14 protein-coding genes are annotated in these 13,609 nt (G+C 70.0%); 6 read left to right on the top strand and 8 right to left on the bottom strand.

The window, feature by feature from the left end:
• The first annotated feature begins 49 nt into the window (after positions 1–49).
• The 6 genes from MBR110_RS06635 to MBR110_RS06660 all read left to right on the top strand — a co-directional run bounded on the left by MBR110_RS06635 (position 50) and on the right by MBR110_RS06660 (position 5,744).
• On the top strand, positions 50–370 hold the full coding sequence (locus MBR110_RS06635; RefSeq protein WP_059461283.1) for a DMT family transporter: 321 nt from the start codon (positions 50–52) through the stop codon (positions 368–370).
• Between the two features lie 225 nt (positions 371–595).
• Positions 596–1,213, top strand: coding sequence for a DUF4126 domain-containing protein (locus tag MBR110_RS06640; RefSeq protein ID WP_059461284.1), 618 nt, complete (start codon positions 596–598; stop codon positions 1,211–1,213).
• Between the two features lie 107 nt (positions 1,214–1,320).
• The gene (locus MBR110_RS06645) at positions 1,321–3,825 is read left to right on the top strand and encodes an ABC transporter permease (RefSeq protein WP_258569972.1); all 2,505 of its coding nucleotides are present in this window, start codon (positions 1,321–1,323) and stop codon (positions 3,823–3,825) included.
• Between the two features lie 42 nt (positions 3,826–3,867).
• The gene (locus tag MBR110_RS06650) at positions 3,868–4,278 is read left to right on the top strand and encodes a group II truncated hemoglobin (RefSeq protein WP_011885561.1); all 411 of its coding nucleotides are present in this window, start codon (positions 3,868–3,870) and stop codon (positions 4,276–4,278) included.
• A gap of 102 nt (positions 4,279–4,380) precedes the next feature.
• Positions 4,381–5,112: an alanyl-tRNA editing protein gene (locus tag MBR110_RS06655; protein WP_046424368.1), complete on the top strand. Its 732-nt coding sequence runs from the start codon at positions 4,381–4,383 to the stop codon at positions 5,110–5,112.
• On the top strand, positions 5,109–5,744 hold the full coding sequence (locus MBR110_RS06660; RefSeq protein ID WP_069264606.1) for a DUF924 family protein: 636 nt from the start codon (positions 5,109–5,111) through the stop codon (positions 5,742–5,744). The genes MBR110_RS06655 and MBR110_RS06660 overlap by 4 nt, the downstream gene beginning before the upstream one ends.
• Before the next feature lie 67 nt (positions 5,745–5,811).
• Here the strand turns inward: MBR110_RS06660 and MBR110_RS06665 are convergent, their stop codons facing one another.
• From MBR110_RS06665 to MBR110_RS06700, 8 genes are all read right to left on the bottom strand, one after another.
• The gene (locus MBR110_RS06665) at positions 5,812–7,740 is read right to left on the bottom strand and encodes an ArnT family glycosyltransferase (protein WP_014723372.1); all 1,929 of its coding nucleotides are present in this window, start codon (positions 7,738–7,740) and stop codon (positions 5,812–5,814) included.
• A gap of 227 nt (positions 7,741–7,967) precedes the next feature.
• Positions 7,968–8,729 carry an SDR family oxidoreductase gene (locus tag MBR110_RS06670; protein WP_034194084.1) on the bottom strand — a complete coding sequence of 254 codons (762 nt, stop codon included), beginning with the start codon at positions 8,727–8,729 and terminating at the stop codon, positions 7,968–7,970.
• A 57-nt stretch (positions 8,730–8,786) separates the two neighbouring features.
• Complete coding sequence (locus MBR110_RS06675) at positions 8,787–9,368, bottom strand: TIGR00730 family Rossman fold protein (RefSeq protein WP_034194062.1); 582 nt, start codon at positions 9,366–9,368, stop codon at positions 8,787–8,789.
• A complete protein-coding gene (locus MBR110_RS06680; protein ID WP_045578920.1) occupies positions 9,365–10,126 on the bottom strand; it encodes a TetR/AcrR family transcriptional regulator in 762 nt (253 codons plus the stop codon). Before MBR110_RS06680 ends, MBR110_RS06675 begins: the two co-directional genes overlap by 4 nt.
• A 190-nt stretch (positions 10,127–10,316) precedes the next feature.
• On the bottom strand, positions 10,317–10,853 hold the full coding sequence (locus MBR110_RS06685; protein ID WP_011885554.1) for a diacylglycerol kinase: 537 nt from the start codon (positions 10,851–10,853) through the stop codon (positions 10,317–10,319).
• Positions 10,850–11,884 (bottom strand): glycosyltransferase family 4 protein, encoded by a 1,035-nt coding sequence (locus tag MBR110_RS06690; RefSeq protein WP_011885553.1) that lies wholly within the window; start codon positions 11,882–11,884, stop codon positions 10,850–10,852. Before MBR110_RS06690 ends, MBR110_RS06685 begins: the two co-directional genes overlap by 4 nt.
• A 29-nt stretch (positions 11,885–11,913) precedes the next feature.
• The gene (locus MBR110_RS06695) at positions 11,914–12,852 is read right to left on the bottom strand and encodes a UDP-2,3-diacylglucosamine diphosphatase (protein WP_011885552.1); all 939 of its coding nucleotides are present in this window, start codon (positions 12,850–12,852) and stop codon (positions 11,914–11,916) included.
• Between the two features lie 294 nt (positions 12,853–13,146).
• A complete protein-coding gene (locus MBR110_RS06700) occupies positions 13,147–13,587 on the bottom strand; it encodes an RDD family protein (protein ID WP_230939067.1) in 441 nt (146 codons plus the stop codon).
• Between the last annotated feature and the right edge of the window lie 22 nt (positions 13,588–13,609).

Here is a 13,609-nt window from a genome sequence, read left to right on the forward strand (position 1 = left end):
GCCATTCGCTGCAACGGGGACGACCCCATCCGATCCGGAGTACGTCGAGATGGCGTGGGTATTGCTGTTGATTGCCGGTTTGCTCGAAGTGGCGTGGGCGGCCAGCATGAAATCGTCCGAGGGCTTCACAAAGCCCGGACCGTCGGTGTTTACGATCGTGACGGCGCTGGCGAGCTTCGCGCTGCTCGCGATCGCGATGCGCCAGCTGCCGCTCGGCACCGCGTATGCGGTGTGGACGGGCATCGGCGCGGTCGGGGCGTTCGCGTTCGGCATCGTGATGCTGGGCGAGGCGCTGACGGTGGCGCGCGTGGCGAGCGCGGTGCTGATCGTGCTCGGGCTGGTGGGCCTTAAGCTGTCGTCGGGCGCTTGACGCCCCTGATGCCCGTGACGCCGGCAGGCACGTCCCCATGCGCCTGCGCCACCCTGTGGAATTGCGCGGCGCTGCCGATAGCCTGTCTATAATGGAACGCATTCGGGCCTGAATGCCGGTGCGCCGTTCGCGGCCGGCGGCACCGGTCGCCACGCGCCGCGCGGCCGTCACACCGACTCGATCCGATCAATCGGCAAAGCGCACGCAACGTGCAAGGAGAGGCCCATGATCGAAGCCATTTCGCTCGGCGCGGGGCTCGCGTGGGCGAGCGGGCTGCGCCTTTATCTGACGGTCCTGATTGCCGGTGTGCTCGCGCGAGCCGGCTGGCTCCATCTGCCAGACACGCTCGCGGTGCTGACGTCGCCGTGGGTGATCGGCGCGGCCGGCGTGCTCGCGGTCACCGAATTCCTTGCCGACAAGATCCCCGCGTTCGATTCGCTGTGGGACGCCGTCCATACCTTCATCCGCATTCCGGCCGGCGCGGTGCTCGCCGCCGGCGCGCTCGGCCATGCCGATCCGACCGTGCTCGCGATCGCCGGGCTGGCCGGCGGCTCGCTCGCCGGCGCCGCGCACGTCGCCAAGGCCGGCACGCGCGCGCTGATCAACCTGTCTCCGGAGCCGATCTCGAACTGGGTCGCGTCGTCCACCGAGGACGGGCTCGTGTTCGGCGGCCTCGCGCTCGCATTCTTCGTGCCGCTCGCGTTCCTGGTGCTGCTGGCGGCGTTCATCGCGGCGTCCGCGTGGGCGCTGCCGCGTCTGTGGCGCGGCGTGTCGGGCGGGTTCCGCGGCATGGCCTACCACATGGTGTCGCGGCTCAATTCGCTTGGAGGCAAGCGCGATTGAAGCCGCGCGCCTCGCTCGAACGTCAGCACGCTGACCCGTCGCCGGCCGGGCGGCCCGCGCATGCCGGCCGCTTCGGCTGGCGTGACCTGGTGCGCCAGGCCGCGCGGATGACCGCGCGCGACTGGCGCGCGGGCGAACTCACGTTGCTCGTGCTGGCGCTGGTGCTCGCGGTCGCCGCGCTGACGAGCGTCGGTTTTCTCGCCGACCGGCTGCGCCAGGGGCTCGAGCGCGACGCGCGACAGATGCTCGGCGCCGATTTCGTCGTGCGCGCCGATCATCCGGTCGATCCGTCGTTCGCGCGCGACGCACACGCGCTCGGCCTGCGCACCGCGACGACGGCCATCTTCCCGAGCATGATCGCGGCGGCCGCCGCGCCCCGGCCGGGCGACGCGGCGCCCGCGCGCCTCGCGGCCGTGAAGGCGGTGTCGGCAGGCTACCCGCTGCACGGCGCGGTCGAGATCGTGCCGGCCGGCGCGTCCGCCGCGCGCCAGACGACCGACATCCCCGCGCCCGGCACCGTGTGGGCCGATCCGGCGCTGCTCGACGCGCTGCATCTGAAGGCCGGCGACACCGTGCGCGTCGGGCTGCGCACGTTCACGGTCGCCGCGTCGATTTCCCGCGAGCTCGATCGTGGCTTCTCGTTCGTCAATTTCTCGCCGCGGCTGATGATGCGCGCGGACGAGCTCGCCGCGACGGGCCTCACGGGCTACGGCAGCCGTGTGATGTACCGGTTGCTGGTCGCCGGCGACGCACGTGCCGTCGCGCGCTTCGAAGCGGATGCGCACGGGCGCGTCGACGGCGGCAAGCTGCGCGGCGTCGGGCTCGAATCGCTGCAGGAAGGGCAGCCGCAGGTGCGGCAGACGCTCGATCGCGCCCGCCATTTCCTGACGCTGGTCGCGCTGCTCACCGCGCTGCTGGCCGCGGTCGCGATCGCGATGGCCGCGCAGCGCTACATGCGGCGTCATCTCGACGGCTGCGCGACGATGCGCTGCCTCGGCGTGAGCCGGCGCACGCTAGGCGCGCTGTTCGCGCTCGAATTCGCGGGGCTCGGCATCGTGTCGGGCGTGGCGGGCGCGGTGCTCGGCTACGGCGGCCACTGGGCGCTGCTCGGCGCGCTCGGCGGCCTGATCGAGGTGGCGCTCCCGCCGCCGACGCTGCAGCCCGCGCTGATCGGCATCGGCGCGGCGCTCGTGCTGCTGCTCGGCTTCGCGCTGCCGCCGCTCGCGCCGCTCACGCGCGTGCCGCCGGTGCGGGTGCTGCGGCGCGACTGGGGCGACGCGTCGCGCATCGCGTGGGCCGCGTATGCGGTCGGCGTCGTATTGTTCGCGGGGCTGCTGATCGTCGCGGCCGGCAACCTGAAGCTCGGGCTGATCGTCGCGGGCGGCTTCGTCGGCGCGCTGGTCGGCTTCGCGCTGATCGCGCGGCTCGTGCTGTACGCGGCCGCGCGCGCGGTGCGCAACGCGCGCGTGGCGGCGGGCGTCGGCTGGCGTTATGCGCTCGCGTCGCTGCATCGGCGCGGCACGGCCAGCGCGCTGCAGATCACCGCGCTCGCGCTGGGCCTGATGTGCCTGCTGCTGATCGCGATCACGCGCAACGACCTCGTGGCCGGCTGGCGGCAATCGACGCCGCCCGATGCGCCGAACCAGTTCCTGATCGACATCCAGCCGGACCAGCGCGCCGACGTCGCCGCGTGGCTCGCCGCGCACGGCGTGCGCGACGCGGTGCCGGCGCCGATGGTGCGCGGCCGGCTCGTCGCGATCAACGGCAAGCCGGTGAACCCCGACGCCTACCAGTCCGACGACGCGCGCCGGCTGGTCGATCGCGAATTCAACCTGTCGTATACGACCGAGCTGCCGGCCGACAATCGGGTCGTCGCCGGCGACTGGTTCGGCGCGTCGGCCGCGCCGCAGATCTCGATCGAGGCCGGCCTCGCGAAGACGCTGAACGTGAAGATGGGCGACACGCTGCGCTTCGACGTGACCGGGCTGACGGTCGATGCGCCGATCACCAGCGTGCGCAAGCTCGACTGGGGTTCGTTCCGCGTCAACTTCTTCGTGCTGATGCCGCCGCCGGTGCTGAAGGATTTCCCGGCCGTCTATCTGACGAGCTTCCATCTGCCGGCCGCGCAGGCGTCGTTGCTCGATCCGCTGATCGCGCGCTATCCGAACCTGACGGCGATCGACGTCGCGCCGATCCTCGCGCAGCTGGAGCGGATGATGCTGCAGGTGGTCGGCGCGGTGCAGTTCCTGTTTGCGTTCACGCTCGCGGCCGGCGTGCTGGTGTTGTACACGGCGCTCGCCGGCTCGCGCGACGAGCGCGTGCACGAGGCCGCGCTGCTGCGCGCGCTCGGTGCGTCGCGCGCGCAGGTTCGCGCGGTGCAGCGCGCGGAATTCGTGGTCGTGGGCGCACTGGCGGGCGCGCTCGCGTCGGCGGGCGCGATCGCGGTCGGCTGGGTGCTCGCCGCGCGCGTGTTCGACTTTCGGCTCGCGGTCGATCCGTGGCTCGTGCCGGCCGGCATCGCCGCCGGCATCGCGTGCGCCGCTGCAGCGGGCTGGCTGAGCCTGCATAATGTGTTGCGGCGCCCTGCGCTGCAGTCGCTGCGCGACGCGTGAGCGTCGCCGGCGGCCCCGATCATCCCGTTTCCGACTATTCGTATGACCGATGTGAATGACGAAGCGCCGTCGCAGCCGACGGCGTTCGAACTCGTGGGCGGCGAAGCCCGCGTGCGCGAAATGGTGGACCGCTTCTACGATCTGATGGACCTCGAGCCGGAATTCGCCGAGCTTCGCGCGCTGCATCCGACCTCGCTCGACGGTTCGCGCGACAAGCTGTTCTGGTTCCTGTGCGGCTGGCTCGGCGGTCCCGACCACTACATCAGCCGGTTCGGCCACCCGCGCCTGCGCGCGCGCCATCTGCCGTACCCGATCGCATCGGACGGCCGCGACCAGTGGCTGCGCTGCATGGCTTGGGCGATGGAGGACATCGGCTTGCCCGAGCCGCTGCGCGTGCGCCTCATGCACTCGTTCTACGAAACGGCCGACTGGATGCGCAACCGGCCCGGTTGATCGACCGGTACGCCGCAGCGGCGCGCGCGGACGAGGTGGATCTGGGCGCCCGCCGGATGCGGCGCGACACTGGCCGTCTCCCCATTGCTGCGAGGCTTCTCGATGACGACTCATGCGCTGTTCCGTGAAGACGCCTACCTGACACGATGCGAGGCCGTCGTCGCGGCCGTCGGCGACGACGGCATCCGGCTCGACCGCACCGTGTTCTATCCGCTCGGCGGCGGCCAGGCCGGCGACGCCGGGACGCTCACGCTGCCCGACGGCGGCACGATCGCGATCGCCGACACGCACAAGGCGCGCTTCGACGGCGCCACGCCCGACGACGCCGTGCACGTGCCGGCGCCCGGCCAGGAGGCGCGCATCGCCGCGCTGCGGCCCGGCGCGCGCGTGGTCGCCGACATCGACTGGGCGCGCCGCTACCGGCACATGCGGCTGCACACGGCCGCGCACCTGATGTGCGCAGTGCTGCCGTATCCGGTCGACGGCTGCAGCGTGACGGCCGACTACGTGCGGCTCGATTTCGCGACGTCGGACGCGATCGAGCGCGCCGACGTCGAACAGCGGCTCGCGGCGCTGGTGCACGGCGCGCATGCGGTCACGACCGAATGGATCACCGACGCCGAAATGGCCGAGCGCCCCGATCTCGTCCGCACGATGAGCGTGAAGCCGCCGATGGGGCTCGGCCGCGTGCGCTTGCTGCGCATCGAAGGCGTCGATCTGCAGCCGTGCGGCGGCACGCACGTGCGCAACACGGCGGAAGTTGGCGCGCTGCGGGTCGCGAAGCTCGAGAAGAAGAGTGCGCGGACACGGCGCGTGGTGCTGGCGTTCGCATGACCTTCGACGGCCCCACCGATCGCACGGATCGCACCGATCCCGCCGCGAGGCTCGATCTGCAAGCGCGCGAGATACTGGATTTCTGGTTCGGCGCGCCGGGTTCTGCGACGTTCGGCCGCGGGCGCAAGATCTGGTTCAACGGCGGCGCGGCATTCGACGATCTGCTGCGCACGCGCTACGGCGCGCTGCACGATGCCGCGTGCGACGGCGCCTGCGATCACTGGGCGGGCACGCCGCTCGGCGCGCTGGCGCTGATCGTCGTCCTCGACCAGTTCTCGCGCAACATCCATCGCGGCACGCCGCGCGCATTCGCCGCCGATTCGCAGGCGCTGACGCTTGCGCGGCGCGTCGTCGCGGCCGGCTGGGACGCGCAACTGCCGAGCGGCCATCATCGTGCGTTCGTTTATCTGCCGTTCGAGCACGACGAATCGGAGCAAAGCCAGCGCGAGGCCGTGCGGCTCTGCGCGGGCATTCGCGACGAGGCCGGTTGCCGCGGCTATCACGACCACGCGTTGCGCCATGCGGCGGTGATCCGGCGCTTCGGCCGCTTTCCGCACCGCAACGCGATCCTCGGCCGTGTTTCGAGCGACGAAGAAGTCGCGTTCCTGCGCGAGCGCGGCGCGTCGTTTTGACGCGTGAAGCCGGGTTCACGCCGTTCGCGGAGCCAGCCGCGTCAGGCGGCCGCGCCGCGGACGGCGCTCACTGCAGCGCGTGCTGGTCGGGCGTGCGCACGTAGACGCGCAGCAGTTCTTCGTTGTCGCCCGGGCGCGCTCCGGTCCAGAACAGCTTCCATTCGCTGCCCGGCGCCGGATCGACGGCCCGCACGCCCTGGACGATCATCCACGTGCAGCGCGTCGTCGTCGCGTCGTCGATCGGCGTGTGGCGGATCCCGGAGAAGTAGTACAGCATCGGCGCTTCCGATTCGCCGAGCCCGTGCAGGCTCGCCATGCAGTCGCCGTCGTTCCATTCGAGCGCGAGATGCGCGTTCAGGTCTTCGAACACCGACCGGTAGCTTTTCGCGACGTCCAGCCACGGCAGCAGCAGCGTGTACACGAGCCCCCATGCGACCAGCGCGCCCGCGCCCCACGACAGCGCGCCGCGCCACGGGCCGGTCGTGCGCAGCTTCGGCAGCAGCCACAGCCAGCCCACCGTCAGCGCGAGCGCGCCGATCACGAATCCGGGCACGAGCGGCATCGTCCAGTCGAGCGGCAGCCAGCGGCCGAGCACCGCGACGCCGGCGCGCGACGCGTTCGGATCGGCCATCACCGCCCAGATCGCCCACGCGAGCATGACGACCGTGCCGAACAGCGCGCGGCTCAGGTAATCCCAGGCGAGATGCAGCGCGCGCGGCAGACGCTCGATCGCCTGCGCGGCGACCAGCGCGAGCGGCGCGAAGAACGGCAGGATGTAGAGCTGGCGGGATGTGGCGGACACCTGCAGCACGGCCAGCCCGATGCCGGCGAACAGCACGGGCAGCGCAATGCGCGGCGTGCGCCATTCGCGCCACGCGCCGCGGGCGAGGGCGGCGATCGCGAGCGGCGCGACCGGGAAGCCGAGCAGCACGAACGCACGCAGGATGAAGAACGGCTTGTCGTTCTCCGCGCCGAGTTCGGGCACGGAGAAGCCGAAGAAGCGGCCGACGTTGTTGTCCCAGAACCACGTCATGAAGAGCGTCTCGGAGCGCAGGAACAGCGCGATCGGCCAGATCAGCGCGAATGGGGCGAACACGAGCGCCGCGAGCCCGAGCGAGCGCGCGAACGCGCGCGTGCGGCACGCGGGGTAGAGCGCCATCGCGGCCACGAGCGTCGCCGCGAACACCAGCGGCACGAACAGTCCCTTCGACATCAGTGCGATACCGACGCCGGCGCCGAACAGCGGCGCAGCCCAGGGGCCGGACGGCCGCACCGGCAGCCCGTGCTGCAACTGGCGCCCGCGCGCGACGTGCTGCATCACCAGTTCGAGCAGTCCGCAAAAGCCCATCGCGGTGCCGGCGAATAGCGCGACGTCGGTCATCATGTCGTGCACGTGCTTGACGACGACGAGCGTGCCCGCGCTGAGCACCACGGGGCCGAGCACGCGCAGGTCGAGCCAGCGCTCGGCGCGGCTCGCGCTGCGCGCCGCGCGCGCGATGAAGCCGAACGCCAGCGCGGCGAACAGCGCGCTCGCGAGGCGCGCCGCATCGTGCAGCGGCATCACGCGCTGCAGCAACCATGCGAGGCTGGTCGCGACCGCCGCGTAGAGCGGCGGCTTCTCCATGAAGGGCTGGCCGGCGTTGGTCGGCACGACGAAGTCGCCGGTCTCCAGCATGTGCTGGATGATGCCGAACGTATAGGTTTCGTCCTGCTTCCACGGATCGTGGCCCACTATGCCGGGCAGCAGGTACGCAGCCGCCAGTGCCGCGACCAGCAGCCACGCGCGCCAGGCCAGCCGCAGCGCGCGGTCGCGGGGCGCGTCGGCGACGCTCACGGCCACCGTCACGGCCGCAGCCGCGGCCGCGGCTGCCGCCCCGGACGGCGAGCCGGCGGTATGAAGCGTCGTATCGAGGTCGGGATCGGCGGTCGATCGGGTGTGGTGTGCCGAGGCGGGCACGGGCGTGCGTCGCCGGCCGGGCGCTGCGGTTCCTGGCATGGAAAAGATCTCGGTCTGGTGAAGCCGGGCCGGCGACATTGGCCGGGCCGTTTTGGTTTGCATCGACGCGACCTGGCAGCCGGATGGCCGGTTGCGTCGCTGGGCGCTAGTAGACCACGGAACTGTTACGAATGTTTACTGGGAGCGCCACGATATTGTGGAGATTTGTGGTGTTGTGACCACCGGGCGAGTCGGGCGGCGGCCGGGGCGGCCGCCCTGGGGCCGGATCAGCGGCCGCCGCCGACGTCCAGTAGCGCGCCGGTCGTGTACGACGCCGCGTCGCTGATGAGCCACACGATCGCTTCGGCGATCTCGTGCGCTTCGCCCGCGCGGCCGAGCGGCGTCTGCGCGCCGAGCCGGGCCGCGCGGTCGGGCTGGCCGCCGCTCGCATGGATCTCGGTCTCGATCAGGCCGGGGCGCACCGCGTTGACCCGCACACCATGCGGGCCCAGTTCCTTCGCGAGGCCGATCGTCAGCGCATCGACCGCCCCTTTCGAGCCGGCATAGTCGACGTACTCGTTCGGCGAGCCGAGCCGCGACGCGATCGACGACACGTTGACGATCGCGCCGCCGCGCCCGCCGCGGTCGGTGGACAGTCGGCGCGCGGCTTCGCGCGCGCACAGATACGCGCCGAGCACGTTGGTATCGAACATGCGCCGCAAGCGGTCGACCGACATGTCGGCGAGCGGCATCGACGGCGCGACGATGCCCGCGTTGTTGACGAGCGCGTCAAGGCGGCCGAACGCGGTCGCGACGGCGTCGAACATCGCGATGACGTCCGCTTCGTTCGACACGTCGCCCGCGACCACGCACGCGCGGCCGCCGGCGTCGCGCACGGCTCGTGCGGTCAGTTCGGCGGCCGCCGCGTCGCGCGTGTAGTTGATGCCGACGTCCCAGCCGCGCGCCGCCGCGAGCACGGCGCTCGCGCGGCCGATGCCGCGGCTCGCGCCGGTGATGAGAACGGTCTTGCGGTCGGACGGCGAGGGCATCATCTGCGGACTCGGGTGAGTGCTCGGGCGGCCGAGCGTTGGAGCGTTGTCGGCGCGTTATTTGGCGGCGTCGGGCGCCCACTTGTCGCGCGCGGGCGGCTGGTAGCGGCGTAGCTGCTCGATCAGCGCGACCGGTTCGGCGCCGATGCACAGGGTGTCGAAATAGGTCGGCCGCATGAAGCCTTCGTCGACCGTATGGCGCAGCATCGCGATCAGCGGGTCGTAGAACGAATCGATGTTGTACAGCGCGACCGGCTTGCGGTGATAGCCGAGTTGCGCCCAGGTGTAGACCTCGAACAGCTCCTCGAGCGTGCCGGCGCCGCCGGGCATCGCGACGAATGCGTCGGCGAGGTCGGCCATCATCTTCTTCCGGTGGTGCATGTCCGGGACGACGTGCAGCTCGGACAGCCCCGTATGGCCGACTTCCTTGTCGACCAGCAGTTCGGGAATCACGCCGACCGCACGGCCGCCGGCCGCCATCACTTCGTCGGCGATCGTGCCCATCAGGCCGACGCGCCCGCCGCCGTAGACGAGCGTGAGGTCCGCCGCGACGAGCGCACGGCCGAACGCGCGCGCGGCGTCCGCATAGACGGGCCGCACGCCGGACGACGAGCCGCAATACACGCAGACTGCCTTCATTGCTTCACGTCCTTCGCGGCCGGCTTCGTGGCGGCGGCGGCGGTGCTGCCGGCGGCGCGCGGCGACCCGTCGCGCGGCGGCAGGTAGTCGGTGAACTCGCGCTTGGGCAGCTTGCCGGACACCAGATCGTCGAACAGCTGACGCGAACGGCCGCGCAGGTACGGGGCCATGATCGAGATCACGTGCATGCTGACCTGGTGCAGCTCTTCGCGGATCGCATCCTGGTCGTTGTACTTGCGCGGATGCATCACGTACTGATACGACAGCCAGTACGTCGAGATCACGGCCATGTTGGTGGCGATGACTTCGATTTCGGCAGGCGTCGCGACCATCTCGGCGTCGGACACGAGCAGCTCGCACATGTCGTGCGCGAAGCGCACCTTGTGGCTGATGATCTGCTTGAAGTGGGTTTCGAGCGTGCGATTGCGCGCGAGCAGGTCGTTGAGGTCGCGATACAGGAACCGGTAGGTCCACATGAAATCGGCCATGTACTGCAGGTACGACCAGGTCTCGTCGATGGTGGGACGGTGATCTTCGGGAAAGCGCAGCCGCCGTTCGATCTGCTGCTCGAACTGCGCGAAGATGCTGTTGATGATGTCGTCCTTGTTGCGGAAATGGTAGTACAGGTTGCCTGGACTGATTTCCATTTCCTCGGCGATCGTCGTGGTCGTGACGTTCGGCTCGCCGATCTCGTTGAAGAGTTTCAACGACAACTCGAGAATCCGTTCGCGGGTGCGGCGGGGAGGTTTCGCTTCCATGTCGTCCGGCCCTTTGTATGCCGGACAGGCGGGCGCTGCAATCGATGCTGCGAGATTCGTCCGGCGCGGGTTGCTGTTCTAAGTCTGGCGGACGATTATAAACCGCTGTTTCCCCGCGTCGCGCGCATTTCGTCATCGCAATGCGCGCGACGCATGGTGCGCCGCCGCACCGGCGCGCCGGCGTGTTCGGCTAGAAGCCCAGCCAGCCCGCCACCACCGGCCCCAGCACGAAGCCCCAGGTCGTCACGCAGGCGAACAGCGCGATCGTCACGGCCGCACTGCCGAAGTCCTTGGCGCGTTTGGACAGCTCGTGGCGCTCGAGCGAGATGCGGTCGATCGCGGCCTCGACGCTCGAATTCAGCAGTTCGACGATCAGCACCAGCAGCACCGACGCAATCAATAGCGCGCGCGATGCGGCCGGCACCGGCGCGAACGCGCCGGCCGGCAGCATTACCGCGGCGAGCGTGAGCTCCTGCCGGAACGCGCTTTCCTCGCGGATCGCGACGCGCAGCCCGTTCAGCGAATGGCGCAGCGCGTACCACGCGCGCGTGATGCCGCGATGGCGCTTGTACGGGTTCGGCGGCAGCGGCGCGAGGCCGTCGTCGGGGCCGAGCGGCTCGGACGCGTGCGCGTCGGTGTCGGCGTGCGGCTCTTCTTCGTCGAACGGGCGATGCGTGGGTGCCGTTGCGGCAGTCGGTGAGGTGTGGTCGTTCAGGTCTCGTTTCAAATGGCAGCACCTTCGGCGGGCGAGTACGCAGTCTTCGGCAGCGGCTGCAGATGCGACGCGAACTGCTCGGACGCCGCGCGCCACGAGAAGCGCTCGGCCCACGCGCGCGCGGTGTCGCGTTCGATCTTCAGCGCCTCGAGGCAGGCTTCCTGCAGGTCCTCGTGCATCGCGCCCGCATTGCCGCCGCCGAGCACGTCGATCGGGCCGGTGACGGGGTACGCGGCAACCGGCGTGCCGCACGCGAGCGCCTCGAGCAGCACGAGGCCGAACGTGTCGGTGCGACTCGGGAACACGAACACGTCGGCCGCAGCATACACCTTCGCGAGCTCGGCTTGCGACAGGACGCCGAGATAGTTCGCTTCCGGGTAGCGCGATTTCAGCTCCGCGAGCGCCGGGCCTTCGCCCGCGACCCACTTCGAGCCCGGCAGATCGAGACGCAGGAACGCCTCGACGTTCTTCTCGATCGCGACGCGGCCGACGTACAGGAAGATCGGCCGCGCCGTGTTGAGCACCTTCGAGTCCATCGGCCGGAAGATGTCGAGGTCGACGCCGCGGGTCCACAGCACGACGTTCGTGAAGCCGAACTTCTCGAGATCCTGCTTCACGACCGGTGTCGGCGCCATCACCGCGCGCGACGGCGCGTGGAACCAATGCAGGAAGCGGTAGGTCGCCGCCAGCGGGATGCCGAAGCGCGCCTGCACGTATTCGGGAAAGCGCGTGTGATACGCGGTCGTGAACGGCAGCTTGCGCGCGCGCGCGTAGCGGCGCGCGGCGAGACCGAGCGGGCCTTCGGTCGCGATGTGCAGCGCATCGGGCGCGAACGCGTCGATCCGCGCGCGCAGCTTGCGGTACGGCAGGATCGACAGACGGATCTCCGGGTAGGTCGGGCAGGGCACCGTACGGAATTCGAGCGGCGTCAGCATCTCGACCCGATGGCCGAGCGCGGCGAGCTCGCGTGACGTGCTCTTGAGCGTGCGTACGACGCCGTTGACCTGCGGTTCCCACGCGTCGGTGACGAGCATGATCTTCATCGCGGCTGTGTCCTGTAAGTTGGGTTGTGTCAGGCGGCCGCCTTGGCCTTGCGCGACGGGGCTGCGGACGGTGCGGCGCGCATCGCCGTCCAGTAGACGACCTTCAGTTCGCCTTCCGTCGTCTCGACGAGCGCGGACAGGCTTTCGACCCAGTCGCCGTCGTTGCAGTACAGGACGCCGTCGATGTCGCGGATTTCGGCCTTGTGGATGTGTCCGCACACGACGCCGTCGCAGCCGCGGCGGCGCGCTTCGTCGGTCATCACGTTCTCGAACTTCGAGATGAAATTGACGGCGTTCTTCACCTGGTGCTTCAGGTACTGCGACAGCGACCAGTATTGGAAGCCGAGCCGGCTGCGGATCCGGTTGAACCACCGGTTCAGCACGAGGATCAGCGTGTACAGCGTGTCGCCGAGGTACGCGAGCCACTTCGCGTGCTGGATCACGCCGTCGAACAGGTCGCCGTGCACGATCCACAAACGTTTGCCTGCGAGCGTCGTGTGGAACGCTTCGCCGCGCACCTGGATGTCGCCGAACGCGAGATCGCAGAACTGCCGCGCGCCTTCGTCGTGATTGCCGGGGATGTAGACGACCTGCGTGCCCTTGCGCGCCTTGCGCAGGATCTTCTGCACGACGTCGTTGTGCGCCTGCGGCCAGTACCAGCCCTTCTTCAGCTGCCAGCCGTCGATGATGTCGCCGACCAGGTACAGGTATTCCGAATCGTTGTGGCGCAGGAAGTCGAGCAGGTACGGCGCCTGGCAGCCGCTCGAGCCGAGGTGGATGTCCGACAGCCAGATCGTGCGGTAGCGATGCATCGACGATTCGGAATCGTCGTGCTGCGTCGCGTGCGCAGCGGGCGGCTCATGCGGCGACAGCGCGCCGGCCGCGGCGGCGCCGGACAGGAAGGCGGTGGCGGCGCGGGCGCCGATCGGTTGACGGAACAGTGAGGTCGCGGACGTTTTCTGGCCCATGCATGACTCGCGCCGGTTGACATTACCGGCATTGCGCCACGGGGGCGTGACCATGCCATGACAGTCACGAGACGTTCTTATTACTGTCGTGATTGCTTGTTTAGTCGGGGGTGGGGTGGCGTTGCGTGATTGGGCGCCCGGGTTTGGGGTGCTGGCTCGCGGGTGGCGGGACGGCCGGGCGTTTGCGGAGACCGCGTGCGGTTTCGTCAGGGGAATGTGAAGCCGGCCGCTAGCGGCGACGGAGCAGCGGGGAAGCAAAGCAGGCCGAGGAAGCGGCCCGAGCAGCTCAGCGCATCAACGCGAAACCGCGACGACGCGCGTGCGCGCGAGTCGATCGTGCGGAAATTGCCGCCCCGCGTGCAGACGGGCGGCGCCGGCCCAGGCCGCGATCCACGCGGCCGCGAGCGCGAGCGTGACGGGCACCGACAGCCCGAGCAAAGGATGCAGCGCGAGCGGCGGCAGGAACCACAGCCAGGCGAGCGCATAGCGCACGAGCGCGTGACCGGCGGTCAGCGGCCGGCCGTTCGACGATTCGAGCCGCAGCCGCCAGGTTTTCATCGGCAACGTCTGACCGCCGTGGGTCCAGAACCATAGGAAGTACGCGCCGACCACGAGCGCGATCCATGCGGCGAGCAGGTCGTGATGGACGAGGCCGTTGCGCTGTTGCAGCACGACGCTGAAGGCGAGCGTGGCGAAGAACACCACGCCGAACAGCAGGACGGCTTCATACAGCATCGCGGCGAGGCGCCGGCGCACG

Source organism: Burkholderia sp. MBR-1 (assembly GCF_013822785.1).
GTDB classification, from domain to species: Bacteria; Pseudomonadota; Gammaproteobacteria; order Burkholderiales; family Burkholderiaceae; genus Burkholderia; species Burkholderia vietnamiensis.